The organism is Streptomyces laculatispora, from assembly GCF_017353455.1.
Classification (GTDB): Bacteria; Actinomycetota; Actinomycetes; order Streptomycetales; family Streptomycetaceae; genus Streptomyces; species Streptomyces laculatispora.
This window is the reverse complement of record NZ_JAFMPZ010000477.1, coordinates 1-15,505: the sequence shown is the minus strand read 5'-3', so window position 1 is coordinate 15,505 and position 15,505 is coordinate 1. Positions and strand designations below refer to the sequence as shown.

12 protein-coding genes and 1 pseudogene are annotated in these 15,505 nt (G+C 70.5%); 6 read left to right on the top strand and 7 right to left on the bottom strand.

Annotated features, from left to right (window positions below; translation table 11 throughout):
* Positions 1–288: 288 nt before the first annotated feature.
* Positions 289–4,593, top strand: a complete 4,305-nt coding sequence (locus J1C73_RS23615; RefSeq protein WP_207318185.1) for a S8 family serine peptidase — start codon at positions 289–291, stop codon at positions 4,591–4,593.
* Here the strand turns inward: J1C73_RS23615 and J1C73_RS36110 are convergent.
* Positions 4,590–4,841: a helix-turn-helix domain-containing protein gene (locus J1C73_RS36110; protein WP_372446727.1), complete on the bottom strand. Its 252-nt coding sequence runs from the start codon at positions 4,839–4,841 to the stop codon at positions 4,590–4,592. The genes J1C73_RS23615 and J1C73_RS36110 overlap by 4 nt on opposite strands.
* Positions 4,842–4,843: 2 nt before the next feature.
* Between J1C73_RS36110 and J1C73_RS23610 the strand changes: the two genes are divergently transcribed.
* On the top strand, positions 4,844–5,341 hold the full coding sequence (locus J1C73_RS23610) for a GNAT family N-acetyltransferase (protein WP_207318184.1): 498 nt from the start codon (positions 4,844–4,846) through the stop codon (positions 5,339–5,341).
* Between the two features lie 53 nt (positions 5,342–5,394).
* On the opposite strand, the gene J1C73_RS23605 is transcribed toward J1C73_RS23610, so the two are convergent.
* Positions 5,395–5,829, bottom strand: coding sequence for a VOC family protein (locus tag J1C73_RS23605; protein WP_207318183.1), 435 nt, complete (start codon positions 5,827–5,829; stop codon positions 5,395–5,397).
* Positions 5,830–5,987: 158 nt separating this feature from the next.
* Positions 5,988–6,887 (bottom strand): D-alanyl-D-alanine carboxypeptidase family protein, encoded by a 900-nt coding sequence (locus J1C73_RS23600; RefSeq protein WP_123460362.1) that lies wholly within the window; start codon positions 6,885–6,887, stop codon positions 5,988–5,990.
* A gap of 235 nt (positions 6,888–7,122) precedes the next feature.
* Here J1C73_RS23600 and J1C73_RS23595 point away from each other — a divergent pair, with 235 nt between their 5' ends.
* Both J1C73_RS23595 and J1C73_RS23590 read left to right on the top strand, forming a co-directional pair.
* Positions 7,123–7,797, top strand: a complete 675-nt coding sequence (locus tag J1C73_RS23595) for a GntR family transcriptional regulator (RefSeq protein ID WP_207318182.1) — start codon at positions 7,123–7,125, stop codon at positions 7,795–7,797.
* Positions 7,794–9,104 (top strand): MFS transporter, encoded by a 1,311-nt coding sequence (locus J1C73_RS23590; RefSeq protein WP_207318181.1) that lies wholly within the window; start codon positions 7,794–7,796, stop codon positions 9,102–9,104. The genes J1C73_RS23595 and J1C73_RS23590 overlap by 4 nt, the downstream gene beginning before the upstream one ends.
* 81 nt (positions 9,105–9,185) lie before the next feature.
* On the opposite strand, the gene J1C73_RS23585 is transcribed toward J1C73_RS23590, so the two are convergent.
* Positions 9,186–10,010 carry a maleylpyruvate isomerase family mycothiol-dependent enzyme gene (locus tag J1C73_RS23585; RefSeq protein WP_123460359.1) on the bottom strand — a complete coding sequence of 275 codons (825 nt, stop codon included), beginning with the start codon at positions 10,008–10,010 and terminating at the stop codon, positions 9,186–9,188.
* A 178-nt stretch (positions 10,011–10,188) separates the two neighbouring features.
* On the opposite strand from J1C73_RS23585, the gene J1C73_RS23580 reads away from it, so the two are divergent.
* A complete protein-coding gene (locus J1C73_RS23580; protein ID WP_207318180.1) occupies positions 10,189–10,989 on the top strand; it encodes a carbon-nitrogen family hydrolase in 801 nt (266 codons plus the stop codon).
* A gap of 103 nt (positions 10,990–11,092) precedes the next feature.
* Here the strand turns inward: J1C73_RS23580 and J1C73_RS23575 are convergent, their stop codons facing one another.
* Positions 11,093–11,584 (bottom strand): LURP-one-related/scramblase family protein, encoded by a 492-nt coding sequence (locus tag J1C73_RS23575; RefSeq protein WP_207318179.1) that lies wholly within the window; start codon positions 11,582–11,584, stop codon positions 11,093–11,095.
* A gap of 64 nt (positions 11,585–11,648) precedes the next feature.
* Between J1C73_RS23575 and J1C73_RS23570 the strand changes: the two genes are divergently transcribed.
* Positions 11,649–13,460 carry an NHL domain-containing thioredoxin family protein gene (locus J1C73_RS23570; protein WP_207318178.1) on the top strand — a complete coding sequence of 604 codons (1,812 nt, stop codon included), beginning with the start codon at positions 11,649–11,651 and terminating at the stop codon, positions 13,458–13,460.
* Positions 13,461–13,491: 31 nt separating this feature from the next.
* Here the strand turns inward: J1C73_RS23570 and J1C73_RS35155 are convergent.
* Both J1C73_RS35155 and J1C73_RS23565 read right to left on the bottom strand, forming a co-directional pair.
* Positions 13,492–13,578 (bottom strand): annotated as a pseudogene (locus J1C73_RS35155) (DUF4232 domain-containing protein); the annotation flags it as partial.
* Positions 13,579–13,585: 7 nt separating this feature from the next.
* Positions 13,586–15,505: tetratricopeptide repeat protein (locus J1C73_RS23565; protein WP_207318177.1), on the bottom strand; the 1,920-nt coding region annotated here is incomplete at its 5' end.

The window sequence follows — 15,505 nt, the reverse complement described above, 5'->3', positions numbered from 1 at the left end:
TCCGATGCATACCCGGCACCTTCGCCGCCAGCGCGTCCAAGCCACCGATCAACTCCCCAGTGACTGAAACTCGTTGCCCTGCTGTGCCGCTGTGGTGCCGACAACAGATGCGGTGACGCAGGCGGGATGCCGCCATGTCACACATCCGCCGGACCCGGCCCATTGCTGCGCGCTGGTTCCGCTGCGAGATTCCGGGACGGGCTCGCGACCGAGCCGGGACACGTCACCAGAGGGAGCAGCGTGAGACGTAAGCGACCCAAACCACTCACTACGATCGGCGCAGCGGTATTGGCCGCTGCGGTCCTGATCATCGGCCAGCCGCCCAACGCCGCGGCAGCGACGGACGGCCCGGGGGCGGGCGGCCCGCGGGCGCCCGTTACGGATCCGTCGCCGGCGGCCGACGATCCGTATCAGCCGCCCACGGACGACAAGGGGTTCCAGCCGCTGGACGCCACGGCGCCGGCCGGCAGAAGTTCGGAGAAGCTCGGCGCCCACGACACCCAGGTGCTGCAGCAGGCGCAGGCCACCAAGACCAAGACCGTCCCGGTGATGCTGCTCGCCACGTCAGGCGACACCAAGGAGGTGACGGCGGCCGTCGCCAAGGCCGGCGGCACCGTAGGCAAGGTCCTGCCCGAGATCGGCTATGTGCGGGCCACTGTCCCGACGGGCAAGGTCCAGAGCCTGGCCGCGCTCCCGGTCGTGAAGGCCGTCGATCTGGACAAGACGTTCCGTGTGCCGAGCCCGGGGCTGGGCAACGCCGTCAGCCCGGCCGGAGCCGAGGCGAGGGCTGCTCATCCGGCGGCGCCGAACGCGACCACGCCGGCCGACAATCCGTATATGCCGGTCAACGACATCGGTGCCGTCGACTTCGTTGCGGAGCATCAGAAGTGGGACGGGCGCGGGATCACCGTCGGTGTGCTCGACACCGGCGTCGACCTCGATCATCCGGCCCTGCAGAAGACCAGCGACGGGCGGCCGAAGGTGGTCGACTGGGTGACGGCCACCGATCCGGTGACGGACGGCGACGGAACCTGGGTGAAGATGAGCAAGGAGGTGACCGGTCCCCGGTTCACCTACGCCGGGGCCGACTGGACGGCGCCGGAGGGTTCGTTCCAGCTCGGCCTGTTCTACGAGATGACAACCACCCAGAGCGATTTCGGTGGCGATCTCAACAACAACGGCACCACCAGCGACAGGTTCGGCGCGCTGTACGACCCGCAGACCCACCGCGTATGGGTGGATTCCGACGGCGACCACGACTTCACCGATGCGCCGGCGATGCTGCCGTACGGCCGGCAGCGGCAGATCGGCCACTTCGGCACCGAAGATCCGCAAACCGCTGTCACCGAGCGGATTCCGTACGTCGTGGACTACCGGGACAACGTCGACCTGTCGCCGCTGGGCGGCAGCAACGTCGGCAAGGTGGCGAACTACGTGAACATCGGGTTGCCGTCGGGGTCGCACGCCACGCATGTCGCGGGAATCACCGCGGGCACGTCGTTGCTCGGCGGCGCGATGCACGGGGTGGCTCCGGGCGCGCAGATCGTCTCGTCCCGGGCCTGCACCTGGGGCGGCGGTTGTACGGAGGCGGCGCTCACCGAAGGCATGATCGACCTGGTCGTCAATCGCGGCGTCGATGTGGTCAACCTGTCGATCGGCGGACTGCCGGCGCTCAATGACGGATCCGATGTGATCTCCCAGCTGTACAACACGCTGACCAGCCGCTACGGCGTGCAGATCGTGGTGGCGGCCGGTAACGAGGGCGCGGGCACCAACACCGTCGGCGCTCCGGCGGTCTCCTCGTCGGTGCTGGCTGTCGCAGCGTCGGTGAGCAAGGAAACCTGGTGGGCCAACTACGGTTCCGCGGTCAAGGCACGGCAGGGACTGTTCGGGTTCTCCTCCCACGGCCCGTCCGAGGACGGTGCGCTCGCACCCGCGGTCAGTGCCCCCGGATCGGCGGTCTCCTCGATCCCCGGCTGGCTGGAAGGCGAGGGCGTGCCGGAAGCGGGCTACCCGCTGCCGGCCGGCTACGGCATGGCGAACGGCACCTCGATGGCGGCACCTCAGGTGGCTGGAGCCGCTGCCCTGCTGCTGTCGGCGGCGAAGTCCCGGAACGTCGAGTCCGGTCCCACGGCGCTGCGCGCGGTGCTGACCGGAACGGCGACCCACATCGACGGAGTGCCGACCACCGCCCAGGGCGCCGGACTGGTCGACATCCCGGCCGCCTGGAAGCAGCTCTCGAAGGGCGTGAAGGTCGACAACTATGACGTCTCCGCCCCGGTGTGCACGGCGTTGTCGGGCAATCTGGCCACCCCGGACACCGGCGCCGGGATCTACAACCGGTGCCTGCCCTGGAAGGGTGGGCAGCCGGTCGCGACCAGCAAGACCTACCCGGTGAAGGTGACCAGGACCGACGGGAAGGCCGGGAACACCGGCAGCCGGATCGGCTGGATCGGCAATGACGGCACGTTCCGGGCACCGAAGACCCTCTCGACGCCGCGCGGCACCTCGAACACCGTGTCGGTGACCGCCACTCCGGCGACCACCGGTGTGCACAGCGCGATCATGACGATCGACGATCCGGCGACGGCCGGCATCGACCGGTTCGTAGCGGTTACCGTGCTGGCGGCGGACCAGTTGCGCGGCCCGGCCTATCAGGTCAGCAGGACCGGAACCCTTGACCGCGCCCAGGCGACCTCGTTCCTGGTTGCGGTGCCGGAGGGCGTCGAAGCCCTGCAGCTGAACCTTGGAGGACTGGCCAAGGGCAGCCAGCTACGAGTCCTGCCCATCGGTCCCGACGGGATGCCGGCGGACTCCAACGCCAGCAATCACTGCTACACCGGATACGACGATCCGTCCGGATGCGATCCGCGATCCAGGGCCGTGCAGCGGCCCAAGGTGGGCATCTGGGAGTTCGTCGTGGAAGCCCGACGGACGTCCACGACCGCCAAGAACCCTTTCACCGCATCGGTTTCGTTGCAGGGCATGTCGTTCGCGCCGGACGTGACGACGTTGCCGTCGGCCACCGTGCACCAGAAGGCGGCGGTCGAGTTCACCGGGACGAACACCTGGGGCACGGCGAAGCTCAAGGCCACCGACGGTGAGCTCGGGTTTGTCCGGAACCTGTTCTCCACCGTCGACAACGGACAGCTCACGTCCAACCGGGTCGACGTGCCGCGGCAGTCGACGCGACTGGACGTGACGCTGACCCCACGCGCCGACGATGCCGATCTCGACATGTACATCGTCGGAGCCCGCGGCATCGCAGCCACCAGCATGGACATCGGCCCGGGCGCGGAGCACATCGTCATGGACGATCCGGCACCTGGCACCTACTACGTGGTGGTGACCGGCGCCGACGTCCCGTCCGGCCCGGTGACCTTCGACTATCACGAGGAGATGTTCTCCCGCGGCATCGGGACCATCACGGCACGGTCCGACAAGGCGATGCAGCTCAAGCCGGGACAGTCGATGCCGGTGGCCGCCGACATCGACCTGAGCGCGATCACCCGGACGAGCGAGCCGGTGATCGGCCGGGTCCGGGTGGCCAACACGGAAGGCACCGTCGTCGGCGCGGCGAAGGTCAGCATCAACAGCGTTGTCGCGCCGAAGCTGGATGCGCTGAAATGGGAAAAGCCCTTCGTCGGCGCCAAACTCACCAACAGTGGCGTCGTCGTGGGTGATCGGCAGCTCAACTCCCGAACGACGCCGACAACCTGGACCAAGGAGAGCGGGTTCACCGACCTGGCCATGGGGAAGGCGGTGAGCGGCTCGGCACTGGACATGAATGAGCACCAGGAATCGGCCGGAATGCTCTATTACAGTGCGGGGGGAAGCACCCGGCCGGCCGCGTGGGCGGCTGACGGGAGTGTGACGGATCTCGGGCTGCCGGACTGGCGGGAAAAGGCCTACAACAGCGGGTACGCCACCGGCGTCAGCGACAACGGGACCGTCGTCGGGTTCGCGAACCTTCAGTACCGGGAGAACAATCAGGGACACACCTACGTGGACCCGTTCAGCTGGACCAGAAGCGGCGGTTACGCGAAGCTGGCCCACCTGTCGGACAACACCACGGAAACCCAGCCGAGAGCGATCAACGCCCAAGGCACGGCGGTCGGGTCGTCGCTCACCGCTGAGGGGCAGTCGCGAGCCGTCACCTGGAAGACCTCAACCGGGAAGATCACCGATCTCGGCACCCTTCCCGGGCAGTCCGACTCGGTTGCCCTGGGCGTCAACGCGACCGGCTCGGTGGTCGGCGCCAGCGGGGACGACGCGTTCGTCTGGACGCCGAAAGCCGGAATGAAGCGCTTGCCGGACTACGGGTTCAACGCCAAGGCGGAGAAGATCACCACCGACGGCTGGATCCTCGGCACCGTGGAACTGCAGCCCGACTTCGAGGTGTCGGCGATGTGGGATCCGCAGGGCCGGCTCTGGGATCTGTCGGCGATGATCCCCGGGGACGGCTGGTTCCTGCCGACCTACAGCTTCGGCATCAACGAGAACCACGATCTGATGGTCTACGGCGAAGGCGGGCCCGCCGGGTCCTCGTCGAGCACTGTCCTGCTGCACATACCGGATCAGATCTCCGACTAGCCCTTGCGTACCGACCGCGACCGTGGCCGGCCTGAGGCGACTCGGAGCCGGTCACGGTCGCGTGGGTACCAGCCGCGCGAGATCCACGAGACGGTGCCCGCCTGATCCATCAGATGCCGCACCCGGCGCTGTACGGTCCGCAGGCTGACGCCGAGCCGAGCCGCCACCGCCGCGCCGGTGTGCCCGGCGAGCAACAAGGTGGTTGGCTGAACGGATCGTTCCGCGTCCGATGGCGGTAGCGTCGGCACTTATGAGCTGGCTGCCCGACGACTTCGTCCACCCCGTCCACGTACCCGTGCCCGGCACCGTGCTTCATCTGCGGCCGATCCGGGAGGCGGACACCCCGCTGGACTACCCCGCCGTGATGGGCTCCCGGGAGCGCTTGTGGGAGATCTTCGGCCCGGCCTGGGCCTGGCCCCCGGAGGCGATGACCGAGGAGGAGGACCGGCTCGACCTGTTGCGGCACGAGCAGGAGATCGCCGCGCACAAGTCGTTCAACTACGCGCTGCTGGACGCGGAGGAGACTGCGGTCCTCGGCTGTGTCTACATCGACCCGCCCGAGCGCACCGGCTCCGACGGCGAGGTCTCCTGGTGGGTGGTGGACGGCCTCGTCGGTGGCGAGGCGGAACGCGCGCTCGACGCGCTCGTGCCGCAGTGGATCGCCGCCGACTGGCCGTTCCTACAGCCCCGTTACCTGGGCCGGGACATCACGTGGCAGGACTGGCTCGGGCTGCCGCGCGCCTCGTGACACACGCACGAGGCGTGTGTCCGCAGCGGGACCGGGCAGCTCGTGCCGGTCCGTCACGCAGAGGCGGCCGCGACGCAGAACTCGTTGCCCTCCGGGTCGGCCATCAGAATGTGGTGCCCGTCGAACACTTCCAGGGCGGCGCCGCCCGCCTGCACCAGGCGTTCGGACTCCGCCTTGATCCGTGCCCATCGCTCGTCGGGAGTGCCGTGCCCCGGCACTCGGACGTCCATGTGGAGCCGGTTCTTCGCCGTCTTGGGCTCGGGGACCTTGAGGATGGACAGGCCGGGGCCGGCGCCGTCGGGGTCGCAGAGCCACGCTGAGTCGTCGACATGGTCGTCCTCCGGCAGGTCGAAGGAGGCGAACCACTCCTCGCGTGTGGTGAAGGGGGGCGGCGGCGGCTTGTCGATATAGCCGAGGGCCGTCTTCCAGAAGACCGCGAGGACTTGTGCGTCCGCACAATCAAGCGTCAGATCGATTTTGGCTGCCATGGGACGACCGTACGGGGCGCCTCTGACAGTCGGGGTCGTACGCGGCGTCCGCGACCGGCGCCCCGGACGCCGAGGGGCCCGGCGCACGTGGTGATGTGCGCCGGGCCCCTCGTCGGCCGCCGTCGGGCGGTACTGCTTCCTGAAGCCGGCCGAGCGGGCTACTTCTTGAAGCCGTAGTCCATGAGCTTCTTCGCGTCCGCGGTCCGGGTGGACTCGGACGTGGCCGTCAGGACCGTACCGATGACCGTCTTGCCGCTGCGGGTCGCGGCGAAGACCAGGCAGTACTTGGCCGCCGGGCCGGAGCCGGTCTTGACGCCGATCGCGCCGCTGTAGGTGCCCAGCAGCTTGTTGGTGTTGGTCCACGACATGTAGCGGTAGCCGCCGCTCTTCGTCGTGACCTTCTGCTTCGTCGACTTGGTCTTGACGACGCTGCGGAAGGTGGAGTACTTCATCGCGCTGCTCGCGAGCTTCGTCAGATCGCGCGGGGTCGAGTAGTTGGACCCGTTCCCTATGCCGTCGAACGAGTCGAAGTGGGTGTTCTTCAGCCCGAGCGTCTTCGCGGTGCTGTTCATCTTGCCGATGAACGACTTCACCCGGGCCGCGCGCGTGGAGCCGGAGCCGAACTTGTCGGCCAGGGCGTACGCGGCGTCGCAGCCGGACGGCAGCATCAGCCCGTACATCAGCTGGCGGACCGTGACCTTGTCGCCCACGATGAGGCGGGCCGAGGACGCGCCCTTGGAGACGATGTAGTCGCTGTACGCCTTCTGGATCGTGACCTTGGAATCCAGGTTGAGGCCCTTCTGGGCCAGCACCACCCGGGCGGTCATGATCTTGGTCGTGGAGCCGGTGGAACGGCGGGTGTCCGCGGCCTTGGTGAAGAGGGTCTTCCCGGTGCCGTCGTTCATCACGAAGCCGCCCTTGGCGACGATCGTGGGCGGCTTCGGTGCGGCGGCCTGAGCCTGGGAGGCGAACGCGCCTCCCGCGATGACGGCACCCGCGGTGAGGGCGACCGTGGCGGTGGCCGATACACGGCTTATGCCCTGAATCTTGATATTCAAGTCAAACGCTCCAAATGCCCCTGGAATGCGGTCACATGAGGGTGCCGCGAGTTGTGAGACGTATGAGGTGGATGCATGGTTGTAGGGAGTTGAGGGTGAATCTCCCCGTCTGATGGCCCCGGCGCCCGGCGCCCGGCGCCGGCGGTGGCTCGGATGGCGCGGGTGGTGCGCCCCGGCGCGGTCCACGATCCGGACGCGACGATGCCCGCATGCATGTTGTATCTATGCTGTGCGCATGCCTGCCCCAGCCTCGTCCCCCGTCCGTCCGCCCGTGAAGCGGCCCCCCGCCGCCGAGCGGGTCTACACCCATATCAAGGAAGCGGTCCTGGACCGCCGGTACGAGGGCGGGACGCTCCTCACCGAGGGTGATCTCGCGGACGCTGTGGGGGTCTCCCGCACGCCCGTGCGCGAGGCGCTGCTGCGGCTGGAGGTGGAGGGGCTGATCAAGCTCTATCCGAAGAAGGGCGCCCTGGTGCTCGCCGTCTCCGCACAGGAGATCGCGGACGTCGTGGAGACCCGGCTGCTCGTCGAGGAGTTCGCCGTGCGCCGGGCCGTGCCCGCGTCGGCGAAGCTGATCGCCCGGCTGGAGGAGCTGCTTGAGGAACAGCGGCAGATGTCGGAGGCGGGGGACCTGGCCGCCGTCTCGGTCAAGGACCGCTGCTTCCACGCCGAGATCGTCCGGCACGCCGGCAACGAGATCCTGTCCCGCCTCTACGACCAGCTGCGCGACCGCCAGCTGCGGATGGGCGTCGCCGTCATGGAGGCCCACCCCGGCAGGATCGCCGCCAACATCGCCGAGCACGGCGAGCTGCTGGAGGCGATCAGGGCCGGTGACGCGGACGGTGCCGCGCACGTCGTGCGCCGTCATGTGAGCCGGGTCAAGGTGCTGGTCAGGGGTGAGGACCGGTGAGTTCCGCCGCCGCCCCCACGCTGTCCCTGCCCGGCGATCCGCCCGGCGGCCGGCGGGCCGCCATGGTCTGGGGCGTCGGGGTCGCCGTCTACTTCGTCGCCATCATCTTCCGCACCAGCCTGGGCGTCGCCGGGCTCGACGCCGCCGACCGGTTCGACGTCAGCGCCTCGGCGCTCTCCACCTTCTCCATCCTTCAGCTGCTGGTCTACGCGGGCATGCAGATACCCGTCGGCCTGATGGTGGACCGGCTGGGCACCAAGAAGGTGCTCACCATCGGCGCCGTCCTGTTCACCCTCGGGCAGCTCGGCTTCGCGCTCTCCCCCTCGTACGGTGCCGCGCTGGCCTCCCGCGCCCTGCTGGGCTGCGGCGACGCGATGACGTTCATCAGCGTGCTGCGGCTGGGGGCGCGCTGGTTCCCGGCCAGGCGCGGCCCGATGATCGGGCAGGTCGCCGCCCTCTTCGGGATGGCGGGCAACCTCGTCTCGACGCTGGTGATCGCCCGCTCCCTGCACGGCCTGGGCTGGACCACCACCTTCGTCGGCAGCTCGCTGGCCGGGGTCGTGGTGCTGGTCCTGCTGCTGCTCTTCCTGAAGGACCACCCCGAGGGGCACGCGCCGCCGCCCGCCGAGCACGCCGGCGGGACGTACGTGCGCAAGCAGATCGCCGCCGCCTGGCGGGAACCGGGCACCCGGCTCGGGATGTGGGTGCACTTCACCACGCAGTTCCCGGCCATGGTGTTCCTGCTGCTGTGGGGGATGCCGTTCCTGGTCGAGGCGCAGGGGCTGAGCCGGGGGACCGCGGGGGAGCTGCTCACCCTGGTGGTGCTCTCCAACATGGCCGTCGGCCTCGTCTACGGGCAGATCATCGCCCGCCACCACGCGGCCCGTGTCCCGCTCGCGCTGGGCACGGTCGCGATGACGGCGCTGCTGTGGGCGTCGGCCATCCTGTACCCCGGGGACCATGCGCCGATGTGGCTGCTGGTCACGCTGTGCGTGGTGCTCGGCGCCTGTGGGCCCGCGTCGATGATCGGCTTCGACTTCGCCCGCCCGGCCAACCCGCCGGAGCGCCAGGGCACCGCTTCGGGGATCGTCAACATGGGCGGCTTCGTCGCGTCGATGACCACACTGTTCGCCGTCGGCGTGCTGCTGGACGCGACCGGCGACAACTACCGCATCGCGTTCGCCTCGGTCTTCGTCCTGGAGGCGCTCGGGGTCGTGCAGATCCTGCGGCTGCGGGCCAGGGCCGCGCACCGGGAGCGCGAGCACCATGTGATCAGCCGGGTGGAGGCCGTACACGTACCCGCGTAGGGGACGTGGACGCGGCGGCGCGCCCGTCCCCCTGCGGGGCGGGCGTCGCCGGTTGCCGTGAAGGGGCGCCGGTTGCCGTGACTACGGGGTGACGGCGAAGTTCTGCAGGATGGCGGCGGCCAGGTCCTGGTCGCCCTCGGCCTTGATGTCGTCCGCGACCGAGCTCGCCCGCACCCGGCCGCAGGCCAGCCGCACGTACGTCTCCCAGTCCATCGCCAGCGTCACCGCGGGGCCCAGCGACGGTGCGCCGTCCACCGAACCGCGGCCCTCCGCGTCGACCCGGACGGTGCGCAGGAACTCCACCGGCCCGTGGACATCCAGCACGACCGCCGAGTTGGGCGGTGCGCCCGCGTCCTTGGCGACCACCTTCGGCAGTGCGGCCAGCAGCGTGTCCCGGACGATCGTGGCACCGGGGGAGTCCAGATTGCCGGGCTTCCCCAGCGTCGTACGCAGGTCCTGCTCGTGCACCCATACGTCGAAGGCGCGCATCCGCAGCGCCAGTTCGAGGGTCTGCTCGGCGCCGAGCGGCGCGCGCGTCATGGTCTCCGGGGCACGCGTCTCGTTGCGCAGCTGACGGGCCCGGCGGATGATGGTGTACTCCAGCTCGGAGGTCATCTCCGGTGCGGTGTGGTGGCGCCGCACATCGACCTGCATCTCCATGTAGCGGGCGAAGTCGTTCTGCACGTGGTAGAGATCGCGCGGCAGTGTGTGGATGGGGCGCGGATCGCCGAGCTGCTCGCATTCCATGCCGATGATGTGCGACACGATGTCGCGCACCGACCAGTTGGGACATGGAGTACGGCCGTTCCACTCCCCCTCGGTGAGCGGGCTCACCAGCTCGGCTATCGACTCGATGGAGTGGGTCCAGGCGTCGGCGTAGGTCTGGAGGCTGGGATGGACGGTCACGGGACCCCTCGTGCGGTTCTGCGGTGCATGGGCTGGAGAACTGGGCGCGGACGGCGGGCTGCGAGCTGCAGTGAGGTTCGGTCGGTCCAAGTTACGCTGCGAGCAGGCACCCCGGCAGTGCTTTCGTGTGACGATCGTAGGCCCGTGTTGACGGCTCATATGCCAGGACGGTGGTAGTGTGCGCGCCTCTCTCATCCAGATCGCAGTAGACCCGGACGAATCCGTCAAGGCCCGTAGGGGGCGCGTGGCTTCGCTGATCGCGACCCAACGGGGCGCGGATCTGGTGGTCCTGCCCGAGCTCTGGCCGGTCGGAGCCTTCGCCTACGAGGAGTTCGAGGCCGAGGCCGAACCGCTGCTCGGTCCCACGCACGAGGTGATGGCCAAGGCCGCCGCCGATGCCGGGGTCTGGCTGTACGCCGGCTCCTTCGTCGAGCGGGCCGACGACGGCACCCTCTACAACACCACGCTCGTCTTCACCCCCGAGGGCGAACGGGCCGCCGCGTACCGCAAGATCCACCGCTTCGGCTTCGACAAGGGCGAGGCGGTCATGATGGGCGCCGGTGACGAGCTGGTCACCGTCGCCCTGCCGCAGACCACGATCGGGCTCGCCACCTGCTACGACCTGCGCTTCCCGGAGATGTTCCGCGGGCTGGTCGACGCGGGCGCCGAGACCCTGGTTGTCGCGGCGGGCTGGCCCGAGCGCCGCCGTGCCCACTGGACGCTGCTCGCCCAGGCGCGGGCGGTGGAGAACCAGGCGTATGTGCTGGCCGTCGGATGCGCCGGTACCCACGCCGGAGTCCCGCAGGCCGGGCACAGCATCGTCGTCGACCCCTGGGGCGAGGTGCTCGCGCAGGCGGGCGCGGGCGAGGAGGTGCTGAGCGTGGAGTTCGATCCTTCCCGGGTCGCCGCCACCCGGGAGCAGTTCCCGGCCCTCAAGGACCGCCGGCTGGGGCTCGCGCCGCCTGCCGTCCTCGGATAGTGCCGACGGCTGTCCTTGGACAGTCACGTACCACCGGACAGTCGCGTACAACCGTGGGTTCTTCCGCGGTGCCTGTTTCACGTGAAACAGGCACCGCCGCCGCTCAGTCCTCGTGCTCCTTCTCCGCGAGCACGATGACGCACACCGCCACCGCGATCAGCAGCGCCGTGTCGGCGTCCTCCCGCACGACATCGATCCCGTACGTGTCCCGGACGGTCAGCCAGCGGCGCGAGATCTGGGCCAGCAGCTCCCCGTCGTACTCCACCGCGAACTCGCGGTCCAGGATCTTGCCGCTGACGTCGAGCTCGGTGCCGTCCACCAGGGTGACCCGGTAGTGGTTGCGCAGCAGCGACAGCCGCTTCCGCTTGACCTTGGCCAGCTGCTCGCCGTCGCGCTCGATGAGCATCGTGTCGCGCAGGCTGATCAGTTTCTGCCGGATCTCGGCGACGATCCGGCCCTGTGCGTCCTTCAGCTCGAAGGTGTCACGCACCCGCATCGCCTTGCCGTCGACGAGGAAGACCTTGCGGCCGTCCGCGTCCTCGATCCAGTAGTCGTCGCCGATGCCGAACAGTCGCTCACGCACGAGAAGTCTCATGGCTCACAGGTTCCCCGAGGTACCTGTGGAATGCGTGGACGCCACGGTGATGTTGACTGTTCACATGGCAACACGTGCGCGCGTCAGGGCCCCCGAACTGATCGGCAAGGGCGGCTGGCTCAATACAGGCGACCAGCAGTACGCCCTCGCTGACCTGCGAGGACGCATTGTGATCTTGGATTTCTGGACGTTCTGCTGTGTGAACTGCCTGCATGTCCTCGACGAGCTGCGCGAGCTGGAGGAGAAGCACCGCGACACCGTGGTGATCATCGGCGTGCACTCGCCGAAGTTCGTCCATGAGGCGGAGCACCAGGCCGTGGCCGACGCCGTCGAGCGGTACGAGGTGCACCACCCGGTGCTGGACGACCCCGAGCTCGCGACCTGGAAGCAGTACGCCGTACGCGCCTGGCCGACGCTCGTCGTCGTCGACCCCGAGGGATATGTCGTCGCCCAGCACGCGGGCGAGGGCCACGCCCACGCCATCGAGAAGCTCGTCGAGGAGCTGGAGGCCGAGCACGCCGCGAAGGGCACCCTGCGACGCGGCGACGGGCCGTACGTGGCGCCCGAGCCGGTGGCGACGCATCTGCGGTTCCCCGGGAAGGCGCTGCTGCTGGCCGACGGCGGGTTCCTGGTCTCCGACACCACCCGCCACCGGCTGGTCGAGCTGGACGCGGACGGCGAGAGCGTCCGCCGCCACTTCGGGACCGGCGACCGCGGGTTCACCGACGGCGGGCCCGAGGAGGTCCGGTTCAGCGAGCCGCAGGGGCTGGCGGTGCTGCCCGACGGGCGGATCGCCGTCGCCGACACGGTGAACCACGCGATCCGCGCGCTCGACCTCACGACCGGTACGACGACCACCCTCGCCGGCAGCGGCCGCCAGTGGTGGCAGGGGGCGCCTACCAGTGGCGCGGGCCGCGAGATCGACCTCTCCTCCCCGTGGGACGTCGCCTGGTTCGACGGCAGGCTCTGGATCGCCATGGCGGGCGTGCACCAGCTGTGGACGTACGACCCCGGGAACGGCACCGTGCGGGTCGCGGCCGGCACCACGAACGAGGGCCTGGTCGACGGTCCGGGCGACGAGGCGTGGTTCGCCCAGCCGTCCGGGCTCGCCGCCACCGCGGAGCGGCTCTGGGTCGCCGACTCGGAGACGTCCGCGCTGCGCTACGTCGATCTGGAGGGAGCCGTCCACACCGCGGTCGGCACCGGACTCTTCGACTTCGGCCACCGCGACGGGGCCGCTGATCAGGCTCTGCTCCAGCACCCGCTGGGTGTCACCGCGCTGCCCGACGGGTCCGTCGCCGTCTGCGACACCTACAACCACGCCCTGCGCCGCTACGACCCGGCGAGCGGTGAGGTCACCACGCTCGCCACGGATCTGCGCGAGCCCAGCGACGCCGTGCTGGTGGACGGCGATCTCGTGGTCGTCGAGTCCGCCAGGCACCGGCTGACCAGGCTGCGGCTGCCCGAGGAGGCGGTACGCGTCGCCGATTCCGCGCACCGCACCCAGCGCGTCGCCACCGAGATCGCCCCGGGCGCGCTCCGGCTCGACATCGTCTTCCAGGCGCCCGCAGGCCAGAAGCTGGACACCCGGTACGGGCCCTCGACCCGGCTGCTGGTCTCCTCGACCCCGCCGGAGCTGCTGGCCGGGGGCGACGGCGCGGGCACCGATCTGTTCCGCGATCTGGTCCTCGCGGACGGGGTGACCGAGGGCGTCCTGCACGTCTCGGCGATGGCCGCGTCCTGCGACGACGACCCCGCGAACGAGTACCCGGCCTGCCACGTCCACCAACAGGACTGGGGCGTCCCCGTCCGCGTGGTCGCGGAGGGGACGCCCCGGCTGCCGCTCGTGCTCGCGGGGATGGACGAGCAGGGCTGACAGCCGTCCGGAGGGGACGGGGACGGGCGGCTCAGAAGTCGTCGGCGCCGTTGCGCAGCTCGTAGGTCCAGTAGCCGGTCTTGTACTTCGCCGGGTCGACGGCGATGCCCTCGGCGCCGGACGGGTCAGGGACCGCCGTCGGTGAGCCGCCGGACCGCCTGTTCGTACCGCCGTACGTACTCCGTCCCCGAGGTCACCCGCAGCAGTGCCTCCAGCGACCGCACCGCGCCCTCGTCGTACCCGTCGCGCTCCGCCTCCGCGGCCGCAAGGTCCAGCAGCCGGATGCCCTCGCGCTTCGTGCCGAGGGCCAGGTGCGCCTCGCCGCTGACGGTCAGCAGGAGTACGCGGCGGGCGGCCTCCTCCTGCTCGGGGCCCAGATCGAACGCGGTCCGGGCGGAGTCCAGGGCGTCCTGCGGGCGGCCGGCCGCGAGCTGCATCCGGGAGAGGTGCTGGAGGGCGAGCATCTCGGTGTGCGCGTCGCGTTCCTTCCCGGCCAGCGCGACGGCGTGCCCGCAGCCCTCCAACGCCTCGTCGAGACCGCCCCGTTCGGCCTGGACGATCGCCAGGTTGATCAGGGCCGTCGCCTCGCCGAGCCGGTCACCTGCGCGCCGGGCCAGACCGGGCGAGGGCTCCAGCAACGCCTCGGCCTCCGCGGTCCTGCCCTCCTCCGACAGCACCCAGCCCAGCAGATTGCGCACCCGGGACTCGGCGTACGGGTCGCTCCGTGCGACCGCCGCCTCCAGCGCCAGTTCCAGCATCGGGACCCAGCCGTCCCGGACCCGCCACACCACATACGGCCACTGGAGCAGGATGATCCGCCAGGCGCGGTCGTCGAGACCGGCACCGCGGGCGGCGGCGGCCGCCAGGGACAGGTCCTCGCGCTCGGTGGCCAGCCAGTTCATCGCCTCGGCCCGGTCGGCGAAATCCCGTACGGCGGTCGGCCGGCGGTAGTCCTCCGGCAGGACGAAGCAGGGCTCGCCGCCCGGTTCGGCCGTGTCGGCGGCGGCGAGCGCGGTCGCGATGCAGTGGTCGAGCACACCGACGAGGGCGTCGGGCCCGGACGCGGGATCGAGGCCGCGGGCGTAGAGGCGCACCAGATCGTGCAGCACCCAGCGCCCGGGACCCGTCTCGCTGACGAGGTGGGCGGCGGCGAGCCGCTCCAGCGCCGCCGCGGCGACGACCGGGTCGCTGCCGGCGAGCGCGGCGGCGGTGTACGGGTCGAAGTGGCTGCCGGGGTGGTGGCCGAGCCGGGCGAAGTGGTGGACGGCGTCCGGCGGCAGTTGCTGCACGGTCAGCCGCAGCGCGGCGGAGACCCCGGTGTCCTCCACGTCGAGATACGTCAGTCGGCTGCGCTCGTCGGCCAGTTCGTCGGCCGTCCCGGCGAGCGTCCGGTGCGGGCGGCCCGCCAGCCGGGCCGCCGTGACCCGCAGGGCGAGCGGCAGTCCGCCGCACAGCTCGGCCAGCCGACGGGCCGCCACCGGTTCGGCGAGCACCCGCTCCTCGCCGAGCACCCCGGCCAGCAGGGCGGTGCCGTCCGGTGGCTCCAGCACGTCCAGCGGTACCGGACGGGCGGCGTCCGAGGCGATGAGGCCGTCCAGCCGGTGCCTGCTGGTGACCAGCGTGACGCAGGCGGTGCCGCCCGGCAGCAGCGGCCTGACCTGGGCCGAGTCGCGGGCGTTGTCGAGGACGACGAGCAGGCTGCGCCGGTCGGTCAGCGAGCGGAAGAGCGCGGCGGCGGCCTGGGCGGACTCCGGGACCCGGCGGGGCGCGACGCCGAGCGCGAGCAGGAACTCGCGCAGGACCTCCAGCGGCGTCGGTTCCCCCGAGTTGCCGAACCCGCGCAGATCGGCGAAGAGCCGCCCGTCCGGGAACGCGGCGGGGGCGCGGCGGGCCCAGTGCAGGGCCAGCGCGGTCTTACCCACCCCGGCCGGTCCGGTGAGCAGGCAGACGGGCGCCTCGCCGGCCGCTGCCCGGGAGAGCGCGGCCAGCTCGGCCGCCCGGCCCTGGAAGCCGCGGGGGGCGCGGGGCAGCAGATCGGTGGGGTG

Bases quoted from the DNA above. Each gene is read 5' to 3' on its own strand.
- J1C73_RS23610 (WP_207318184.1), top strand. From the start codon at position 4,844: ATGAGCTGGCTGCCCGACGACTTCGTCCACCCCGTCCACGTACCCGTG.
- J1C73_RS23605 (WP_207318183.1), bottom strand. From the start codon at position 5,829: ATGGCAGCCAAAATCGATCTGACGCTTGATTGTGCGGACGCACAAGTC.
- J1C73_RS23595 (WP_207318182.1), top strand. From the start codon at position 7,123: ATGCCTGCCCCAGCCTCGTCCCCCGTCCGTCCGCCCGTGAAGCGGCCC.
- J1C73_RS23575 (WP_207318179.1), bottom strand. From the start codon at position 11,584: ATGAGACTTCTCGTGCGTGAGCGACTGTTCGGCATCGGCGACGACTAC.
- J1C73_RS23570 (WP_207318178.1), top strand. From the start codon at position 11,649: ATGGCAACACGTGCGCGCGTCAGGGCCCCCGAACTGATCGGCAAGGGC.